At 35.2% G+C, this 20500-nt stretch carries 19 protein-coding genes and 1 pseudogene; 15 read left to right on the top strand and 5 right to left on the bottom strand.

All coding sequences use genetic code 11. The annotated features are described in order from the left end of the window. The first annotated feature begins 2 nt into the window (after nucleotides 1-2). Nucleotides 3-1481, top strand: coding sequence for a glutamate synthase small subunit (gene gltD, locus GKP30_RS01030; protein ID WP_216827523.1), 1479 nt, complete (start codon nucleotides 3-5; stop codon nucleotides 1479-1481). A 77-nt stretch (nucleotides 1482-1558) separates the two neighbouring features. On the opposite strand, the gene GKP30_RS01025 is transcribed toward gltD, so the two are convergent. Then, entirely contained in the window at nucleotides 1559-2758 is a 1200-nt protein-coding gene (locus tag GKP30_RS01025; RefSeq protein ID WP_216827522.1) for a two-component system sensor histidine kinase NtrB, read from the bottom strand. A gap of 272 nt (nucleotides 2759-3030) precedes the next feature. Next, nucleotides 3031-3174 (bottom strand): YjcZ family sporulation protein, encoded by a 144-nt coding sequence (locus tag GKP30_RS01020; RefSeq protein ID WP_216827521.1) that lies wholly within the window; start codon nucleotides 3172-3174, stop codon nucleotides 3031-3033. A gap of 241 nt (nucleotides 3175-3415) precedes the next feature. On the opposite strand from GKP30_RS01020, the gene GKP30_RS01015 reads away from it, so the two are divergent. Then, the gene (locus GKP30_RS01015) at nucleotides 3416-3634 is read left to right on the top strand and encodes a hypothetical protein (protein ID WP_216827520.1); all 219 of its coding nucleotides are present in this window, start codon (nucleotides 3416-3418) and stop codon (nucleotides 3632-3634) included. A 202-nt stretch (nucleotides 3635-3836) separates the two neighbouring features. Then, nucleotides 3837-4981, top strand: a pseudogene (locus GKP30_RS01010) (IS3 family transposase). A 64-nt stretch (nucleotides 4982-5045) separates the two neighbouring features. Here GKP30_RS01010 and gdhA read toward each other — a convergent pair. Continuing rightward, nucleotides 5046-6428, bottom strand: a complete 1383-nt coding sequence (gene gdhA, locus GKP30_RS01005; RefSeq protein ID WP_216827519.1) for an NADP-specific glutamate dehydrogenase — start codon at nucleotides 6426-6428, stop codon at nucleotides 5046-5048. 186 nt (nucleotides 6429-6614) lie between these two features. Between gdhA and GKP30_RS01000 the strand changes: the two genes are divergently transcribed. From GKP30_RS01000 to GKP30_RS00975, 6 genes are all read left to right on the top strand, one after another. Next, nucleotides 6615-7520, top strand: coding sequence for a LysR family transcriptional regulator (locus tag GKP30_RS01000; protein WP_216827518.1), 906 nt, complete (start codon nucleotides 6615-6617; stop codon nucleotides 7518-7520). A gap of 50 nt (nucleotides 7521-7570) precedes the next feature. Then, on the top strand, nucleotides 7571-8053 hold the full coding sequence (locus tag GKP30_RS00995) for a PaaI family thioesterase (protein ID WP_216827517.1): 483 nt from the start codon (nucleotides 7571-7573) through the stop codon (nucleotides 8051-8053). Between the two features lie 131 nt (nucleotides 8054-8184). Next, nucleotides 8185-8343: a YycC family protein gene (locus GKP30_RS00990; protein WP_216828066.1), complete on the top strand. Its 159-nt coding sequence runs from the start codon at nucleotides 8185-8187 to the stop codon at nucleotides 8341-8343. 210 nt (nucleotides 8344-8553) lie between these two features. After that, entirely contained in the window at nucleotides 8554-9465 is a 912-nt protein-coding gene (locus tag GKP30_RS00985) for an SDR family oxidoreductase (RefSeq protein ID WP_216827516.1), read from the top strand. Between the two features lie 192 nt (nucleotides 9466-9657). Further along, a complete protein-coding gene (locus tag GKP30_RS00980; protein WP_216827515.1) occupies nucleotides 9658-10110 on the top strand; it encodes a BsuPI-related putative proteinase inhibitor in 453 nt (150 codons plus the stop codon). A gap of 231 nt (nucleotides 10111-10341) precedes the next feature. Further along, a complete protein-coding gene (locus tag GKP30_RS00975; protein WP_216827514.1) occupies nucleotides 10342-10887 on the top strand; it encodes a hypothetical protein in 546 nt (181 codons plus the stop codon). 89 nt (nucleotides 10888-10976) lie between these two features. On the opposite strand, the gene GKP30_RS00970 is transcribed toward GKP30_RS00975, so the two are convergent. Continuing rightward, entirely contained in the window at nucleotides 10977-11375 is a 399-nt protein-coding gene (locus tag GKP30_RS00970) for a hypothetical protein (protein WP_216827513.1), read from the bottom strand. 361 nt (nucleotides 11376-11736) lie between these two features. Between GKP30_RS00970 and GKP30_RS00965 the strand changes: the two genes are divergently transcribed. Next, nucleotides 11737-11943 carry a hypothetical protein gene (locus GKP30_RS00965; protein ID WP_216827512.1) on the top strand — a complete coding sequence of 69 codons (207 nt, stop codon included), beginning with the start codon at nucleotides 11737-11739 and terminating at the stop codon, nucleotides 11941-11943. Between the two features lie 86 nt (nucleotides 11944-12029). Here the strand turns inward: GKP30_RS00965 and GKP30_RS00960 are convergent, their stop codons facing one another. Further along, entirely contained in the window at nucleotides 12030-12209 is a 180-nt protein-coding gene (locus tag GKP30_RS00960; protein WP_216827511.1) for an H-type small acid-soluble spore protein, read from the bottom strand. A gap of 429 nt (nucleotides 12210-12638) precedes the next feature. On the opposite strand from GKP30_RS00960, the gene GKP30_RS00955 reads away from it, so the two are divergent. From GKP30_RS00955 to GKP30_RS00935, 5 genes are all read left to right on the top strand, one after another. Next, nucleotides 12639-13739, top strand: coding sequence for a CapA family protein (locus GKP30_RS00955; protein WP_328703102.1), 1101 nt, complete (start codon nucleotides 12639-12641; stop codon nucleotides 13737-13739). A gap of 12 nt (nucleotides 13740-13751) precedes the next feature. Continuing rightward, nucleotides 13752-14621 (top strand): nitroreductase family protein, encoded by an 870-nt coding sequence (locus tag GKP30_RS00950; RefSeq protein ID WP_216827510.1) that lies wholly within the window; start codon nucleotides 13752-13754, stop codon nucleotides 14619-14621. Continuing rightward, on the top strand, nucleotides 14618-15616 hold the full coding sequence (locus tag GKP30_RS00945) for an LLM class flavin-dependent oxidoreductase (protein WP_216827509.1): 999 nt from the start codon (nucleotides 14618-14620) through the stop codon (nucleotides 15614-15616). The genes GKP30_RS00950 and GKP30_RS00945 overlap by 4 nt, the downstream gene beginning before the upstream one ends. 305 nt (nucleotides 15617-15921) lie before the next feature. After that, on the top strand, nucleotides 15922-18795 hold the full coding sequence (locus tag GKP30_RS00940) for an EAL domain-containing protein (protein WP_216827508.1): 2874 nt from the start codon (nucleotides 15922-15924) through the stop codon (nucleotides 18793-18795). 288 nt (nucleotides 18796-19083) lie between these two features. After that, complete coding sequence (locus GKP30_RS00935) at nucleotides 19084-20382, top strand: voltage-gated chloride channel family protein (protein WP_216827507.1); 1299 nt, start codon at nucleotides 19084-19086, stop codon at nucleotides 20380-20382. The last annotated feature ends 118 nt before the right edge of the window (nucleotides 20383-20500 follow it).

Raw genomic sequence — 20500 nt, 5'->3', positions numbered from 1 at the left:
ACATGGGAAAAGCTACAGGATTTATAGACTATCCGCGTCAAAAACCAAAAGAAAAAAATCCACTGACACGATTAGGTGACTGGAAAGAGTATTCCTCTATTTTTTCTGATGAAATGTTAAGCCAGCAAGGAGCCCGCTGCATGGATTGCGGCACTCCTTTCTGCCATATGGGAACTGATTTACAAGGGGTAACCACAGGCTGCCCGATTCATAACTTAATTCCCGAATGGAATGATTTAGTGTATCGCGGCAGATGGAAAGAAGCGTTAGACCGCTTAATGATGACAAATAATTTCCCTGAATTCACAGGAAGAGTATGTCCAGCTCCTTGTGAAGGGTCCTGTACGGTTGCGATTTCAGATCCTGCGGTTTCTATTAAAAACATTGAGCGTACGATCATTGACAAAGGTTTTGAAAATGGTTGGATCACACCGCGTATTCCAAAAAAGCGTACTGGTAAAAAGATTGCGATCGTCGGTTCAGGTCCAGCAGGGTTAGCAAGTGCCGATATGCTAAACCAAAAAGGGCATTCAGTAACGGTTTATGAACGTGCTAATCGTCCAGGTGGATTACTTATGTATGGTATTCCAAACATGAAACTTGAAAAAGAAATCGTTGAGCGTCGTATTGAATTACTCACACAGGAAGGCATCGATTTTATAACAAATACGGAAGTTGGAAAAGATATTTCAGCAGAAGAGCTTCAAGCACAATATGATGCTGTTATCCTATGTACAGGAGCACAAAAACAGCGCGATCTCGTGATTGAAGGTCGAGAAGCAAACGGTATTCACTTTGCAATGGACTACTTAACAGACACAACAAAGAGCTTACTTGATTCAAACTTTACAGACGGAAAGTTTATCGATACAAAAGATAAAGATGTGATCGTCATTGGTGGCGGTGATACAGGAGCAGACTGCGTCGCTACTGCACTACGTCAAAATTGCCGCAGTGTAGTCCAATTTGGTAAACATCCAAGATTACCAGAAAAACGTACATCAAATAATATGTGGCCAGCGTATCCAAACGTGTTTACTTTAGAATATGCATATGAAGAAGCTGCAGCAAAATTCGGAGGAGACCCACGTCAGTATTCAATCCAAACGAAGAAGATCGTTGCAGATGGAGACGGGAATGTGAAAGAACTCCACACGATTCAAATGGAAAAACTAAAAGATGATAATGGAAACTTCTACTTTAAAGAAATTGCAGGTACAGAAAAAATTTGGCCAGCGCAACACGTTTTCATCGCGATTGGATTTGAAGGAACTGAACAACCGTTACTCACACAATTCGGTGTTGAAACGAGAAATAATAAAATTGCTGCGGCTTATGGAGATTATAAAACAAACGTCGATGGCGTGTTCGCTGCTGGAGATGCAAGAAGAGGCCAAAGTTTAATCGTATGGGCGATCAACGAAGGACGAGAAGTTGCAACAGCAGTTGATGAGTATTTAAAAGTATACGTAACAAAATAAATTTCCACTAAAAAACTAGGAAACGAATTGTTCCTAGTTTTTTGTCGTAATGTAATTTTTAATATGAAGGACCTAGACTATTTTTTGGGGCCTGTAGTAAACGCCACCAAAACAGTTGTTCCTTTTTGGCCAGTTTCCATCGATATCGTTGCATGATTTCTAGCGGCAATACTATAACACTTGGATAAGCCAAGTCCAAGATGATCATCTTTTGTTGAGAAGAAAGGAGTCGAAATTTTATCTAATATCGTTTGATTAATACCAGATCCTTCATCTTTGATTATTAAGAGAATGTCATTTCCTTTTATTTGAGTTTGAACTGTTAAAACCTGATGATCTTCCATTGCTTCAAAGCCATTTTTCATTAGATTTATGATAAGTAATTTAATTTCTTCCTTATCTGCATAAATAGTGGGTAAAGGATTTATAAATTCAATATTAAAACGGTCAATATTAATATCTTGTTCCGATTGAAGAAGCTTTAATGCTTCAGTCACAATCTCATTAAGGTTATTAGGATGTAATTCAACTTTTTTATTATGAGAAAGTGTAATAAATTCTGAAATAATATCATTTGCATTTTCAACATCTGATAATGCGGTTGAAATCAATTGCTTTTTTTCAGGATCTGGTAAATCTGTTTCATATAGGAGTTGTAAAAGCATTTTTACTGTAGTCATACGATTACGTATTTCGTGTCCGAAACCTACAGCCATCTCTCCAACTAAATGTAGTTGATCCATTTGTCGTTTCTTTTTTTGCAGTCTTTCATTTTCAACAATCTCTTTCTTCAATTTTTCATTTTTCTCTTGGAGCTCTTTTGTTTTGCTCTCTACAAGTTTAGAAAGATATCTTTTATGTATGTTTAATTCAATATCAAGCTGTTTAGCCTCTGTAATATCAGAGATTGTTAGTACCGCACCAGCAATTGACCCGTCATCATTGAAAAGGGGAATCGCTGAATTTAGTATGGTAGCATTTCTTCCATCAAAGGTTTGGATGCCAATGACTTCACCAAACGATGTTTCTCCTTTTTCAATCGCTCGAATAATGGCCCAATCTTGTCCAGAAATTTTTTGACCTGTATTTTTATAATAACCTTCGTAGTCCCCATAAACGGAGTGGATGGTCAAGTCTGATGGATCTAAACCCCAAATTTCGTAAACGGTAGAATTAATAAAAATAAAACTACCTTTTGCATCGACAATTAACACACCAAAAGGTAAGGCTTCAAGTATTCTTTGGATGTTAGAATTATCTAGTCCTTTTCTTAACATTTTCCTAAAGAGCTCCTTGTTTTATTGACTTGTCACATTAAGGGGGAATATTTCTGAAAAAGTTTAAATATATCCCGTTCATTGTGTATAGTTACATTATACTATCAATATTCATAATAATCATCACATTAAAGGGTGATTAGAGTAATGTTTTTAATCGGAATTGGCAATGTACCAGTCTAAAAGGGATGTACTGAGCATTACTTCACTAAACAAAATCATAAAGAGCGTCGAATATACGACGCTCTTTATACAAAGAGTTTACCTTAAGATTAATACTTGTGCGTAAACGCAGTTCCTACAATAATAAGTAGGATGAATAACACAACAATTAACGCGAAGCCATAACCAGGACCATAACCAGCACCAGCTACTGGGCCATATCCGTAATTACAACCGTAACCGTAGTAACTCATAAGATCACCACCTTCCTTGCACGGATAGTACATACTATGTAAGAAGTTTAATGCGTGAATAGGCCTGTATGTAATAATAAAAAAAGTTTAGGATGATTTGGTTAGCGAAGTAATTTTGAGTAGTGTAAATTGGCTCATGGTTTAAAGGTTGATAAAAAGGTGAGGTATGTTAAGATAAAAAACGTAAAAAGAACTCATTGACTTACTACTAGTGAGATTTGAAATAGAAAGCGGGAATTGTATGAAGGAAGGGAAATTCTTACGAGTCATAAACATTGTTCCAATTGTGATGACTTGGCTAATGTTTATTGGTATTTTAATTTTTATTATTTTAAACGCAGGCGACTTACAACAATTGAATATGCTTACGATTTGGGTGATCGGTCTTATCGGAGTATTCTTTGTTGCACTATTTGGTACGTATAAAATCTGGCAATGGATCCGCCAAGGAAAGTTATAATTGAAAGTTACAGATTAGGGGGGGACAAAACATTAGACCCCGTTAAGGCTTAGTGTTGATCGCAACAATATGCTTAGACAGCGATGCAAAAAAGGCTTATGGGATTTATAAAATGTACCCTATAGAGTAGACACTTAAAAAAAGTCTACCTATAGGGTACTTTTTTGTATAATTAAGAAAAATGGGGATTGGGGAAAAGCGAATGAGTAAAAAGATATTTACAGAGAAAGAGATTAAAGCACTTTCTAATAACCCTTATGTTAAATCAGTTAGTCCAAAGGGGATTACCTATACGGAAGAATTTAAACATATTTTTATTGCTGAGAATGAAAATGGTAAATTTCCAAGGGAAATATTTGAGGAATGTGGATTTGATATAGATGTTATTGGGAAAAAACGAGTTGAATTTTCAGGTAAGAGATGGCGTGCTGCTTATCGGGAAAATGGGATATCAGGACTACGTGATACAAGAAAGGGTAACTCAGGAAAACCTACTGATAAGGAGCTTACTTTAGAAGAAAAATATGCAAGATTAGAAGCCCAACATAATTTATTAAAGGCAGAAAATGAACTTCTAAAAAAGATACGATTTGCAGAAAGGGGGCTGAAGAGGAACCAATAACCCTACCTCCGGAACAAATGTTTATCCTTATCCGTTCAGTTATAGAGAAGTTTGACCTTAAGAATAGGGTGAGTTATTTATGTGAGGTGGCTGGTGTATCACGTTCTGGTTACTACAATTATTTCTCCGAAAAGTCACAAAAACGTAGAAACAAAAAGGAAGCGACGGATGAGAAGGTAAAAGAGATTATCCTGAAAGCTTTCCATTTTAAACGTCGTAAGAAAGGGGCACGTCAAATCAAAATGACTTTGGCGGGTCAATTTAGTATTGTCTATAATTTGAAGCAAATACGAAGAATTATGAAGAAATACGGTATTATATGCCCTATTAGAAAGGCAAATCCATATAGGCGGATGATGAAAGCTACACAGGAACATAGAGTGGTTCCGAACATTCTAAATCGGGAATTTGGGCAATATATTCCAGGTAAAGTTCTTCTAACTGATATCACTTATTTATTTTACGGTAAAGGCCAAAAAGCGGTAAAGAAACTTGGTCTACGCCAATCTATGTCAAGAAGAGGAAACTGTTGGGATAACGCTCCACAGGAATCATTCTTTGGTCATTTTAAAGATGAAGCTTGTATAAAAGAATGTACTACCCTAGATGAATTAAAGAGAGAGATAAAGCAATATATAACATACTACAATCAATATAGATATCAATGGAATTTTAAAAAGATGACCCCTGTTCAATACAGAGGTCATCTTCTTAAAGCTGCCTAGACTTTTTTTAAAATGTCCTTTACAAAGGGTACACTTTATTTATCCCATAAGCCTTTTTTTAAAATTAAATAACACCTTGAGCGATCATTGCATCTGCTACTTTCACAAACCCAGCGATGTTTGCTCCAACAACAAGGTTACCAGGAGCATCGTATTCTTCTGCGGCCTTAACGCTTTCGCGGTAAATGTTTTTCATAATTTCGTGAAGCTTTGCATCTACTTCTTCAAATGTCCAAGAAAGTCTCATACTATTTTGAGACATTTCTAGTGCAGATACTGAAACACCACCAGCATTAGCTGCTTTTGCAGGTCCAAATAATACATCTTCTTCTAAGAATACTTCAATTGCTTCTAAGGTTGATGGCATGTTAGCGCCTTCACCGATTGCTTTAACGCCATTAGATACTAAAAGCTTTGCCGATTTTTCATCAATTTCATTTTGTGTTGCACAAGGAAGTGCAATATCACAAGGAATAGACCAAATGTCTGTACAGCCTTCGAAATAAAGAGCTTCTGGATGCTCTTTCACGTACTCGCTAATACGTTTACTTTCAACTTCTTTTAGGCGTTTCACTGTATCAAGGTTAATTCCGTTCTTATCGTAAATGTATCCGCCAGAATCACTACATGCAACAACTTTTGCACCTAATTGCATTGCTTTTTCCATTGCATAAATAGATACGTTTCCAGAACCAGAAACAGTTACTACACTGTCTTTAAAGCTTAATCCTTTATCTTTTAACATTTCTTCTACAAAATAAACTGTTCCATATCCAGTAGCTTCTTTACGAGCTAAGCTACCTCCGTAACCAAGACCTTTACCCGTTAATACTCCAGCTTCGTAACCGCCACGCATTTTTTTGTATTGACCAAACATATAACCAATTTCTCGTGCACCAACACCGATATCACCTGCAGGTACGTCGATATCTGGTCCGATATAACGGCTAAGCTCTGTCATGAAGCTTTGAGTAAAGCGCATAATTTCACCGTCGGATTTTCCTTTAGGGTCAAAGTCAGATCCACCTTTACCGCCACCGATCGGTTGACCAGTTAACGAGTTTTTAAAGATTTGCTCGAATCCTAAGAATTTTATGATACTAGCATTTACTGATGGGTGGAATCTTAGACCACCTTTATATGGACCAATTGCACTGCTAAATTGAACACGGAATCCACGGTTTACTTGGACATTCCCTTGGTCATCAACCCATGGTACTCGGAAAGAAATAATTCTTTCGGGTTCAACGATTCTTTCAAGGATTGCTTGTTTAATGTATTGTGGATTCTTTGCTAAAACAGGAATTAATGAGTCAAATACTTCTTTAACAGCTTGTAAAAACTCATCTTCGTTCGCATTTCGTTTTTTAACTGTTTCGAATACTGAATCTACATATTCTTTAACTTCATTTGTGTACGATTGTTTCATTTTCTCCATTGTTTTCATATACCCCTACCCCCAAAAATACATTTATTTATTCACAGATTAGAAATTATATATTTTTTTCTAATCTATTGTTTGTTAGATTTTTTACTGTATTTTATTTTATAATTAAATAAACAATCTAAACAATATCAAAAATCGATATAGTTCATGCTTTTTTGAGATTAATTAAAAAGTGAGGGTCCTAAGGTGGAAATCAGACAAATAAAATATTTTATGGAAGTTGCCAAAAGAGAACACGTTACAGAAGCGGCAGATGCCTTACATGTAGCACAGTCTGCAGTTAGTCGCCAAATTTTTAATTTGGAAAATGAACTTGGTGTCGATTTGTTTATTAGAGAAGGTCGAAGTGTAAAATTAACACCGATTGGTAAAATGTTTTTAGAAAGAATGAAACATGCGATGAATGTCATTGATGATGCTACAAGAGAAGTAGCTGAATATTTAGACCCTGAAAAAGGGACGATTCGAGTCGCTTTCCCGATTAGTCTAGCAGCATATACACTACCCACAGCAATCTATGCTTTTAGAAAACATTATCCAGAGGCGAAATTCCAATTGAAGCAAGCACTATATCGCGATTTGATTGACGGGGTTGTTAAAGGCGAATTTAATATGGCATTGATAGGCCCCGTACCAATGCAAGAAAAGAAAGTTAAGAGCAAAATATTATTCACAGAAAATGTTGTAGCGCTTTTGCCAATGCATCATCCTCTATCTGACCGTTCTTCTATAAAATTATTAGATTTAAAAGATGATCCTTTTGTATTATTACCAGAAGGATTTGTTTTTAGAAATATTGTTGTTAATGCTTGTACAGAGCTCGGATTCCACCCTCATGTCGCATTTGAAGGGGACGATATCGATGCTTTGAAAGGACTTGTGTCAGCAGGGCTTGGCGTTACTCTAATGCCTGAAGTTACACTAGTAGACAGCTTGCCACGATCGACTGTAAAAATACCGTTAATGGAACCAAGCGTTACGCGTACAGTAGGAGTTATCACCCCTACAGAACGAGTATTACTGCCAACAGAGCAACTATTTTACGAATTTTTACAGGATTTCTTTGCTAGATTGAATGAATTTAGGGAGTAGCGGTCTAAACAATATGTTATTAAAATATACAGAAAAGGTCGGTGATAACGTTGTTTGATAAGATCATTGACGAATTACAAGGACTTTCTACAAGTGAACTAGAAGAAATTCATCGTGTGATCATGGCGTATAAAAGTCCAAAGGTAAAAGGGGAGGGGAAATATAACCTTCACTACTTTGGGAGATTTATAGGGGTAGACCAAGATGAAAAAGGTAGAGATTTTATTAGATTAGGAAAATTTAATGAAAATTATTTCGGCGTTGCTCAGGGAGGAGCACTGTATACATTTGCTGATATTTGCATCGGGAAAGAAATCATCAATAATCATTTAAAAGAAGGTGAAAAAGTTTTTACCCTTGAACTAAAAATGAATTTTATAAAAAATGGCACTGGAGAAAAGCTCTATGCTAAAACCAATTTCTTGCATAAGGGAAAAACAACCGTAGTTGCTCAATGTAATATTGAAGATGAAAATGAAACGCTGATAGCACATGCGTTAGGAACTTTTTATGTTGTACAGGCGAAAAAGTAGTATTTATATTAGTAATAGCAAGAACGAATATAATTTCTCAACAGTTTTGTTAGAGGTAAAATAGATGATATACTAGTAACATATTAATTGAATGATATTACAAATGAAGGGTAATACTGGAGGAATTCATGATGAGACCACTACAAATTTCAGCAGAAACAGCGCAAAAGTTAGCGAAATCTTTAAATATGCCGTTAGAACAGATAATGCACATGCCACAACATATTCTTCTAGCTAAATTGGCTGAGGCAGAAGCTGCAGAAAAGAAAGAACAAGAAGAAAAACAATAAATGGCTTTACTGAAAACACTTGGGCCCTTTAGGTATGGGTTTAGGTGTTTTTTAATGTATTCTCCACTAAATAAAGAAAAAATCAAGTTCCTAACTGAAATATTTGATCATACACAGGACAATTTAACTATGAATACTGTATAGAGTCCATAGGTAAGAACCTACTATATGTAAACGAGTTAAGTGGATTCATAAATTAGGGGGGATACGATGAAAGAATATCCTAAGTATCCGTATTTCGGAGTCGAAGAAAAATGTGAGGAACAGCTAATATCGTTTCCTCCTCAGGAACAAGATTTTCATCCTGGGATTGAACGACTAATGGAACCTAAGCCAATTATTGAAAATCCTAACTATAAAGGTAGCAAAAAGCTGAAAAATAAAGTAGCTATTATTACAGGTGGAGATAGTGGAATCGGCGCTGCAGTTGCTATCGCTTTTGCAAAAGAAGGAGCAAATGTCGTCCTTCCATATTTTAAAGAATATGAAAATGAAGATGCATTTCGCACAAAGAGAAGGGTGGAAGAGCTTGGTCAGCAATGTTTGCTTTATATAGCTGATCTAAAAGAGCCAACCCATTGCGATTATATTATAAATGAAACAGTAAAAAACTTTGGCACAATAGATATTTTAGTGAATAACCATGCAGTTCAGTATGTTCAAAAAAGTTTACTTGATATTTCAATTGAACAATGGGATGAAACATTTAAGACAAATATTCATTCGTTTTTTTATATGACAAAGTTTGCTCTTCCTTATTTAAAAGAAGGGAATAGTATTATTAACACAACATCTGTCGTACCTTATGAAGGGCATGAGACATTAATTGATTATACTTCATCAAAAGGTGCGGTAGTTGCATTTACACGGTCATTATCCCAAAACCTCGCAGAGCTAAAGATCCGAGTTAATGCTGTTGCTCCAGGTCCAATTTGGACACCGCTCATCCCATCTTCGTTTCCAGCTGAAGAAGTGAAAATATTTGGTACAGATGTACCATTAAAACGAGCTGGTCAACCGTTTGAGTTAGCCCCAACTTATGTATATCTAGCTGCGGACGATTCAAAGTATGTCACAGGTCAAGTCCTGCATGTTAATGGGGGAATGATGGTTAGTTCATAAATGTAACTTATAAGTGTCAGTGCTTCCTTAATCAAATGTTATAGTTCTTTATTATAGAACAATAATACTTTGTGGTTGGATGCCTGACACTTTTATATATCCAATTTTAAGGTACAAGCTTACAATTTTTTTGAAACCTTTTCTATACTATAACGTCATATAAAGTAGATAAATAAAAAGGGGGATGTCGTAATGAAAAAATTCTTTGTTTTTCTACTAGCGATAGGAATGATGTTAACTGGATGTGGTTTAGGGAGTGAAAAAGCAAGCCAGGACTCGAATAGTGGGGGAGATCAAATGATTGACGGTGATATGGTGATCAGTCTAGTTGAAGAGAGCCCGCTGGTGTTTAACTATGAAGTTATGAATCAATCGGGTGAGGTTGTTACGATGGAGTTTTCAAGTTCACAACGTATCGATTATTCCGTAACTACCAAGTCAGGAAAAGAAGTATTCCTCTTTTCGAGCGTTTCTACATTTCTGCAAGCGTTAGGTGAGGAAGAGTTAAATGAAGGTGAAAAGCTAGAATACACAATCGATTTAAATGACTTAGACCTTAAACTAGGTGAATACTCTTTATCGGTATGGATGACTCCGATGGATGGCTCTAAATACAAAGTAATCAAAGAGTTTGCTATAAAATAAATAAGATTGAGAGGACTAATTGAATGTTAGGACTCTCTTTTTGATTTTAGTTAAGTTGAAGAATGGTTTTTGCAGAGTTTCATAGTAGTAAAATTTAGTATATGGACAAGTACACATTCATAAATTATTATAATATTAAGAAAATTAAACTGAGCTCTAATTTCATTTTTTACAACTATTAGAATGGTATTTCAAATAAGGAAACCACATAAAAGGCATAGAGGTGATCTTATGAGTTTTGTTGGGCGCTTTACAAACATACAAATTCAAATGGATAAAAAATTAGTGCAATCTTTTTTAGAAAGAATAGAACAAGCATATCGGTATGAGTGGGTAACGAATGATGGATATAACAGGCTTATTATACATGGCGACAAGAAATATAATCTTCCATTTAAAGAAGAAGACGGTGTACTTAGACTAACCATTGATGAGTTAACAACGAACGAAAGAACTTTTTCTATCGCATTTAATGAACTATTATTTGAAGCAAGAAAAAAGATGATGGGCATTGAAAATGTTTTTGAAAGAAAAGAACGTAGATTTGAAAAAAGGCAACAAGATATAAAATTAATTCAAACACAAAGAAAAGTGGAAGAACAAAAGAAACTAGCCCCACCAATAACAAATGAAACAAAAGAACATATGATCAAGTTAGAAATCAATTACTTATTAATGGAATTACATGAAGCAATCAACGAAAAGGATAAAGAAAAGGAATTATCTTGTAAAAGTCGATTGCAGGAGTTAGTGGAGCAATCACAAAGAATTTCTTGAAACCAATCATCGATCTAAAGATATACGAAACAAGTATTTAAAGGAGGAAAATTGCAGCAGGGGTGTTAGTGCCTCTGCTGCATTTACGTTTAAAATCCATCGTTAGTTGGTGTTACGGGTATATTTAAGTTTCTCTCAATCGTACGAACTCGTCGATTTAAGCGATTTAAGCGATCCGTATGAAGTTCATCATTACGATTAAGTCGACTAATTTCACCATTAATACGACGGATCTCTTCGTTAATTCGGTTAATTTCACTATTAATACGTCCTATTTCTTGGTTTTGGCGAGTGAGTTCGGTTGCCTGTTCTTGGTTTTGTCGCGTTAATTCATTCACCTGCTGCTGTAGGTCTTGAAGTTCTGGTTGTTGTCTTATCATGGATTGTTGTTCAGGTTGGACTTGTGAAACGTATTGGCTTTGTTGATAAGGTCCGTAGTAGGTAGTAGGGTGTTGGGTAATTCCAGTATAATATGGGTAATAATTCATGAAGGCAGCACTCCTCTAGAGGTATTATTTGTCAAAGAATACATAATAGCCTATGACACCGTTTATCTAGTGACAGGGCATAAACCTAGAGACGAGTTAAAAATTGGGAATATTTAAAGAATATGGGACGTAGTTTGTAAAGGACGCACACCATGAAGCGATCTTGTGCTGGAAGTGAATGGTTGCAAACTATCGATTAAAACGGGTTTTATACATAAACTGGAGCTGAGATGTTGCAACACGATTCCTATCTAAGTCACTCTTCCCGCTACCAAAAAAGAATGGTGATATATTTAAACCTTTTGTTTGGAGAATTTCTCCATTACAATATACATAGGGCAAATTTGAAAGGAGTTACTAAATGAAGCTCAAAAATTTAACAATGAAACAACAACTCTCAATAATTGGGGTATTATCTGTTGTGGTAATTGTATTTTTAATTGGTTCGCAATCATACTTTCATACAAAAGAAATTAGTCAATTAACGACTAGATGCTTGGAAATTGATGGTGGAGCTACCATTGAAACGTCGTTTTTAAATTTAAGTTATTCGTTTTCTTGTGAGTAGCACAAAACGAAAATAATATTGTTCGATAAAAAAACAGCTTGAAAGTTTACCGCTTCCCAAGCTGTTTTTAGTGATGTCTCGATGAATTATTGCTCTGATAAATTTCTTACAGAAACACTCATTTTTTGATTTGGGTCATCCATTGGGTGAATGGTTGCCATTTCATTGTCTTGATCGACGTGTTCAATATATACTTGTTGACCGTTATAAGTGACTGCTTTCATGTTTTGTGACGAAGAAATTTCTTGTGCACGTTGCGCGTCCATTGAGGCACCTCCTATTTTTTGCTAAAAATAATCTTTACTACTATTTGTAGAAAATGATTATCCTATACTAAAATTTGAAAAATGTCCCAAAAAGAAAACAACGATTAAGAAACACACGATTTTTTATTTATTGACGATCCAAACAATTTTATACTTGAGCCTGAGCCCCATTTGACTTTTGTTGAAAGTGTTTTCATCTAGAGTACAATCATAATCTTAACTAGTATAATAGATATATGGAAGTTTTATTAAACTTAAAATTAGAGATAAAAGTCATGCGTATAAAATACTAAACATCTTTTTGTTTTCAATGGTTATAGAAAAATAAACAATCTAAGAAATACATAAAATTTTACATTTCTTGTTAAGAAGTGTAGTGATATGATGAAAGTAATAGATAGATTATTAGATAAAAGAGGAGAAATTTGGGTGAAGAAAATACTTAGTCTTATTCTAGTATTATTTTTAGTAGGGTGTAGTGAAGCAACAACGGTTGAAAAATCGGCTAAAAATTTAATATTGAAGGCGGATGAGGTATTACTAGAGAAGCCCTTAGATGAAGAGGTGGTACCTGCGTTTTTAAAAAAAGATCTAGAGCCAATTGAAATCATCTTCGTCGGTGATGTAATGATGGACATGTCGTTAAAAAATACTATCAATACAAAAGGGGTTGACTACCCTTTCCAGTTTGTAAAAGAAGTTATTCATAAGGCGGATTACGCAGTTGCAAATTTAGAAACTGCCGTTACAACAACTAATAACTCATTTGGTAAACAATTTAATTTTAAAGCAAACCCTAAAAAACTAGAGGGATTAGTGAATGCGGGGTTTGACCTCGTTTCTTTAGCGAATAATCATACGATGGATTATCGTGAAGAAGGTCTATTAGATACGATCAAATACCTACGAGAATACGGAATTGATTTCGTTGGAGCAGGAAAAAATAGTGAAGAAGCCTATTCTTCACATACGGTCGTTTTGAACGATCAAAAAATTACGTTTTTAGCCTTTTCAAGGGTTTTACCTGATGTATCATGGTATGCAACGGATACGAAGCCTGGAATTGCGAGCGGTTATCAGGAAGAAAGAGTAATAGAAATTATTGAAAAGGAAAAGGCTAATACTGATTATGTTTTAGTTTATATGCATTGGGGAATTGAACGTGCGAACCGACCAGAAAATTACCAACGTGATTATGCACGAAAGATGATTGATGCTGGTGCTGATGCTGTGATTGGAGCCCATCCACATGTTTTGCAAGGCTTTGAATTTTATGATGGGAAACCAATCGCTTACTCTTTGGGGAATTTTTTATTTCCAGACTATATTTCAGGACCAACAGCAGAAACAGGCTTATTAAGTATTATTATTGAAGATGAACAAGTGAAAATGAAGTTTAATCCGTACTATATAGATAACGATGTAATTGTTGATAAAGGTGACGAATACCGCAAGCGAATCTATCATTATTTAGAAGAAATTTCATATGATGTTGTCATTGAGGACGGGGAAATCAAGTCAGAAAACTAGTAGGAGGCGACAATGAGTTTTGAAAAATCAGTAATAGAAACAATGAGAAAGCGACAGTCGGTAAGAACATACGATTCTCAAAACATCAGAGAAGCCCATGCGAATAAAATTAATGATTACCTTACAAATGTAGCCAATCTATTAGGTCCGTTTGGAAAAAGAGGAAAAATCCAAATGGTTCATGTGACAAACAATGTAACAGACAAAGGGATTAAATTAGGAACCTATGGATTTATTAAAAACCCAAGCGCTTATTTAGTAGGAGTTTCTGAAAACAATAAATATGCACTTGTTGATTTTGGCTATACATTTCATCGTTTAGTATTATATTTGACGGAAATGGAACTCGGTACGTGTTGGATGGGAGGAACATTTCATCGTCATTCATTCGAAAAAGAAATAGCGATTTCTAAAGGAGAGTTTATTCCTTGTGTGACTCCCATTGGTTATGAGAAAGACAAACAGCGAATGTTTGATAAAGTGTTACGCTTTGTTGTCAAAGCAGATAATAAAAAGCCATGGGATCGCCTTTTTTTTGATACTTCGTTTGAAAAGGCGTTAACAAAAGGTCAAGCTGGATTTCTGGAAACACCAATTGAAATGGTTCGTCTGGGTCCTTCTGCATCCAATAAACAACCGTGGAGATTAGTTTTATCTGACAATCAGGATATTTGTCATTTTTACATTGAACACACACCTAATTACAGTACTAAGCTAGGGTATGATATGCAGTTATTAGATATGGGTATTGCGATGTGTCAGTTTGAATTAGCTTGTAAGGAATTAGCATTACAAGGTGAATGGGCAGTCGAAGAACCAATGTTGAACCTTCCAAATGAAAACTTTGAATATATAGTTAGTTGGAGAAGTAAAGAAATATGAAATTAAGTATACTAGATCAAGCGCCAATGTCTTCAGGGAAAACTCCAAGGGAAGCTCTTCAAGCGTCCTTGGAACTAGCTCAAGTTGGAGAAAAATTAGGATTTATACGATACTGGATTGCTGAACATCATGATTTTTCAGGCCTATCATGTTCAGCTCCTGAAGTAATGTTAGCTTATATAGGGGCAAATACAGAGAAGATACGGATTGGTGCTGGGGCCGTTTTGCTCCCTCACTATAAACCATATAAAGTAGCTGAAGTCTTTAATATGCTAGCAACATTATTCCCTGAAAGAATTGATTTAGGGATAGGTAGAGCACCAGGAGGTTCGGCTGAAGTTACGATGGCACTATCTAATAATTTTTTGAAAGAAGTATATAATTTTCCAAATTCCATTAAAGAATTGCTTCAGTTTTTACAAGGTACTTTTCCAAATGACCATATGTATGCAAACATTACGGCATCACCTATACCAGCTATTGCTCCACAACCGTGGATACTAGGGACTAGTTGTAAAAGTGCGTACCTTGCTGCGCAAAAGGGCTTAGCCTATGCATTTGGACACTTTATGAGCGACAAAGATGGACCTGATATCGTGAAATCGTATATGGAAAACTTTGAGCCGAGCAAGGTATCATCTAAACCTAAATCTATTGTTGCAGTTTCTGTAATTTGTGCAGAAACAACTGAGAAAGCAGAGCAAATCGCGTTAAGTCAACTACTTTGGAAAATACAGCTTGCAAAAGGTGAGGGGCGGCATGGGGTTCCTTCAGTTGAAGAAGCCGAACAATACGAGCTAACCGACGTTGAAAAAACGAGTATAGAAAAGATGAAAAGTAAGCTAATTATTGGTAATCCACAAGAAGTTAAGCAACAGTTGCTCGAGCTACAATCAATATATGAAGCGGATGAAATGATGCTAGTGACGATTACACATTCCTACAAAGAGCGAATTCATTCCTATGAATTAATTGCAAAGGAATGTATGATATAAGGCATTAATTTTTTCACTTTGGAAAATTTCAAGCTATTAATAAAAAAATTATTATGGTAATGTAATAATTAAGTTAATAGGACTAAAGAAACACCTTTAGAATAGATTGAACGAAATGTCCAAATGTAGCGTGTGTCATATACTGGTCTTAAAGGTGAACCTTTTTTGGGTTCCTTTTTTTAATGCATTGTTGTTAATCACCTAAATCAACAATACCCTTTAACAATATAAAAAAATAATTGTTTTAAATACCAACCATCAAGGGAGGGTTTAGCACGTACTATTAAGTATGTGCTACTTAATCTATGATTTGGAAACTTGTACCTAATTGGATTGTTAAAGCAATGGGACGTATATCCTACTCGAAAAAGTTTATATTGTTCTTTATTGCTTTCTTTTTACCGATGATTATTATCATGTTTATTTTGTTTACGGATATAAAGGGAAAAATAAAACAAAATGATACAGAGCAACATGCTTTAATTTCATTACAACACTTTACTGAATTATTGAGACATACCCAGTATTATCGAGGTTTAAATCAATCTTTATTAAGAGGGTATGACGAGTTTGACGAAAAAGTAAAAGAAAAACAAAAGTTAGTACAAACAAAAATAAAAGACATCGATAGACAAATTGAAAATGACTGGTATGGGTTTATAGAAAAAGAAAAATGGAACTCCATTAAAACGCAATGGGAAAATGTTAAAAACGAAAAAAATACATTAAATAGCTTTTACGGCCATAATCAACTGAATTCGGAAATTTTATTACTTATTTCCAACATCGTCAATGAGGCTCATATATACCTAAACCCAGAACCTAACATGAATCGTCTTAGTAATACAATTAATGAGGACTTACTAATCGGCACAGAGAGAATGGGACAATTAAGAGCTTTTTCATCTAGGTTGACCTTACAAGATGAAATATCTGAAAAACAACAGCAAGATCTTATGAGAATGATTGGTGGTGTTCAATTATTTATTGATAACTTCAATATGACAACACATTACATAGAAGACTTTACTGGAGACCAGCATTTATTTGAGGAAAAGCAGCAATTTAGTAAACAAACTTCAGCTTTCCTTGATTTACTGCTAAGTAATGAGTATCAAACTAGTAATCCAGAAATTGTTTTCTCTCAAGCAACTTCCGCAATAAATAGCGGTTTTACACTATATGATAAAGGTAATGCGCTCTTACTTGATCACTTAATAGATGTAAACCATTCTTACAAAAAACTACAGTTATTACTAGGATTATTGTTTATCGCTTCCATTCTCTTTATCTATCTTTTATTCGGCGGTGCTTATATTTCAGTTATTCAAACCCTTCATTCCTTACAAAAAGGGACATCCAAGTGGACCAAAGGAGATTTCGGTGCAAGAATTAAGGTCGATTCGAAGGATGAGTTAAAGTATATTGGCGATTCGTTTAATCAACTTGCTAGTAGTTTCGAAATGAACCTTGAAGAAAACCTTCGTATTCAAGAGGATTTACAGAATTCACTTAAGAAAAATAACCAGCTAGCCACTGCAATTAATAAACTAGAAATCGGTGTAATAATTACCGATCCACTTAAAAAAAATAATCCAATCACCTTTGTAAATGCAGGCTTTGAGAAACTAACGGGCTATAAAGCTGAAGAAGTAATTGGGCGTAAGACGAGCCCTTTACAAGGAGAAAAAACATCGCTAGAAGCGAAACAAAGAATTAGAGAAGGAATAAAAAATCAAGAAGCATTCTCACTTGAAATATTGAACTATCGGAAAGATGGTACAACATTTTGGAATTATTTAAGTATAGCACCAGTGTTTGAGAACGGAAAAGTAGTCAATTACCTAGGGTTGCAAACAGATATTACTGAACAAAAGAAAGCAGATGAAAAAATATATTCCCTTGCATTCTATGACCAGTTAACGAATTTACCCAACTACAACAAGTTGCATTCGATTGTTAGTGAAGACCTTAAAACAATAATGAAGAAAGCTACCATTCTTCGTTTAGATGTTGCTAGATTTAAAAATATTAATCATGCAAGAGGGTTTACTTTGGGTGACAACACTTTGATTGAACTTGCGAAACGTCTATATGAAACAGTGAAAGGCGAAGGAATTGTATCAAGACAATATGGCGATAAGTTTACTATCTATTTACCACATATTGCAGGTAAAGAAGAAATTCAATCGAAAATAGACAACATTCAGGCACAATTTCATAAACCTTTTGAGATCGATGGTTATACGTTTTATCTAGAAGCAGCTATTGGTGTCAGTCAATACCCTAAAGACGGGACAGATTATATAACCTTAATGCAACATGCCGAAGCGGCAATGTTTCAGGCGAAGGAAAGTAACGATGAAAAGCTTGTTTATTATCAACATAAAATGAACAGAAACTTCGAAGAAGAATATGTAATTGAAAATAACTTAAGAGTAGCTATAGAAAAAAATGAACTTTTCTTGACCTATCAACCGAAGCTTAATTTAAAAACAGGAGAAATTACGGGGATGGAAGCTCTAATTCGTTGGAGACATCCAGAATTAGGGATAGTTCCGCCAATAAAATTTATTCCTCTCGCTGAAAAAACTGGGTTGATTTATAAGCTTGGGGAATGGGTCTTGGGGGAAGCTTGTAATCAAAATAAAATGTTACAAATACAAGGTTTTGACCCTTTAGTCGTTTCAGTCAATATATCTGCTCGACAATTTAGTAATAAAGATTATTTACTATCCACGATCGACCAAATTCTGACTGAAACCGATTTAGACGCTAAATATTTAGAAATTGAATTGACGGAAAGCGTGTTCCAGAACCCAACAGTTGTAAAACCAGTTTTAGAAGAGATAAAAAAGCGTAATATTAAGGTTTCTATCGATGACTTTGGGACAGGTTATTCCTCTTTAAGTTATTTGAAGTTATTCCCGATTGATGTATTGAAAGTAGATCGTGCATTTATAAAAGATATCATACAAAGTCAAAATGATCAAAAACTAACAAAATCAATGATCGATATTGGCCATGGGTTGAACTTAAAGGTTATTGCTGAAGGAGTCGAGACAAGTAGTCATATTGAACTACTGAAGATGTTGGAATGTGACGAAGTCCAAGGATACCACATAGCTAAACCATTAACAGCAGATGAGTTTGTCGAATTTATAAAGGATAACCAATAAAAGGAAGGGCGTGAATTATTCATATTCACGCTCTTTTTTGTTTTTATCATTATTTTTAATGTCTGGACGCCTATTATGAATTTTTATTAAAGAGGTTGCTTTCGTATTTTTCGTATGGGTAATAGTTCGAGTCCTCCAAAAATGGATAAGGGGGATCATCCTTCGTACTTTTTCCAAGCTTTGCTCTAAATTCGTCTAGATGATAATGTAAATGGTTTACCTTAAATACATGAATTGATTAAGTTAGTAAAAAATAGAAGTAACTAGGCGTGAAATGAGGAAAATGAAATGTATGCAACATTAAAATATAAAACATTTATCATGACACTGCTCAAGTGGATATTCTGGGGCGGTGTTATCGGTGTCATTATTGGAACGACAACCGCGTTACTTTTAATGACAAATGAGTTTGTAGGTGATACACGAAAAGAAAATGCCTGGCTCATTTACTTTCTCCCCTTTGCTGGGTTAATTATCGGCTATATGTATATGAATTTTGGAAAGGAATCGGGGAATGATGCAGCGAAAGGCAATAATCTTGTAATTGAAGGTGTTCATGGTATCGCTAGAGTTTTAAAGAGAATGGGTCCTATCGTTTATATAGGGACATTTATTACCGTGTTATTTGGTGGTTCGACTGGAAGAGAAGGTGCAGCCATTCAAATGGGCGGGAGTGTTGCTGAGGCGGTTAATCAATATTTTAAAGTAAACTTAATTGATACGAAAATCCTTTTAATGAGTGGGATAAGCGCTGGGTTCGGTGCTGCGTTTGGTACTCCAATAACTGGGGCTGTTTTTGGGATGGAAATGGTTGCATTAGGAAAGATGAAGTACGAATCGTTTGTACCGTGTCTCACAGCTAGTTTTGTTGGACATTATATAACCGAGTTTGGTTGGAATGTAAAACATGAGACATTCATTATTCAAAATGTACCTGAACTATCGGTGGCTTCATTTGCTAAAGTTATTTTTCTTGCAATCGTATTCAGCCTTCTAAGTGTACTCTATTGCCAAATGCGTCATGGCATACAACGAGTTTCCGAGCGCATCTTTCATAAAAATCATATGAAGAGAGCTTTTGTTGGGGGAGTTATTATTGTCATTTTGTCTTTGATCGTCGGTTCACAAGACTTCAACGGGCGTGGATTAGATATGCTTGAACAATCTTTTTCAGAAGAGGTTCCACCTTATGCATTTATTGCTAAACTTGTATTTACAGCGGTTACGATGGGGATGGGATTTGTAGGGGGAGAAGCGATACCGTTGTTTTTTATGGGCGCAACGTTAGGGAATACGCTATATCAGTTTATGGATTTACCGCTGTCGTTTATAGCGGCCCTAGGAATGATTGCTACATTTAGCGGTGGTGCTAATGTTCCCATTGCTGCTTTTCTGTTAAGTTTAGAAATGTTTGGTGGAAAAGGAATAGAGTATTTCTTTGTAGCTTGTCTAATTAGCTACATTGTATCAGGACACCACGGTCTTTGGCCTTCACAATCCATATATGAGCCAAAAAGCAGATTATTTATGATACCTAACGGAGAAACTATTGAAAGTGTTGAGCAAAAAAGTAAAGGTAAACTATAAGTTTACTCTTTCGAAAGCAGACTAGCATGAGGCTTTTCTAAATTCTAATTCAAAGTGGTTAGCATACGGATATCGACGTTATCGTTGGTATCCGTTTTTTGTTGTTCGAGCCTAATTG

It is taken from the genome of Alkalihalobacterium elongatum, from assembly GCF_019024285.1.
In the GTDB taxonomy this organism is placed as follows: Bacteria; Bacillota; Bacilli; order Bacillales; family Bacillaceae_F; genus Alkalihalobacterium; species Alkalihalobacterium elongatum.
Note: the sequence above shows the minus strand (reverse complement) of the source record. Positions and strands in the feature narration are given on the sequence as shown.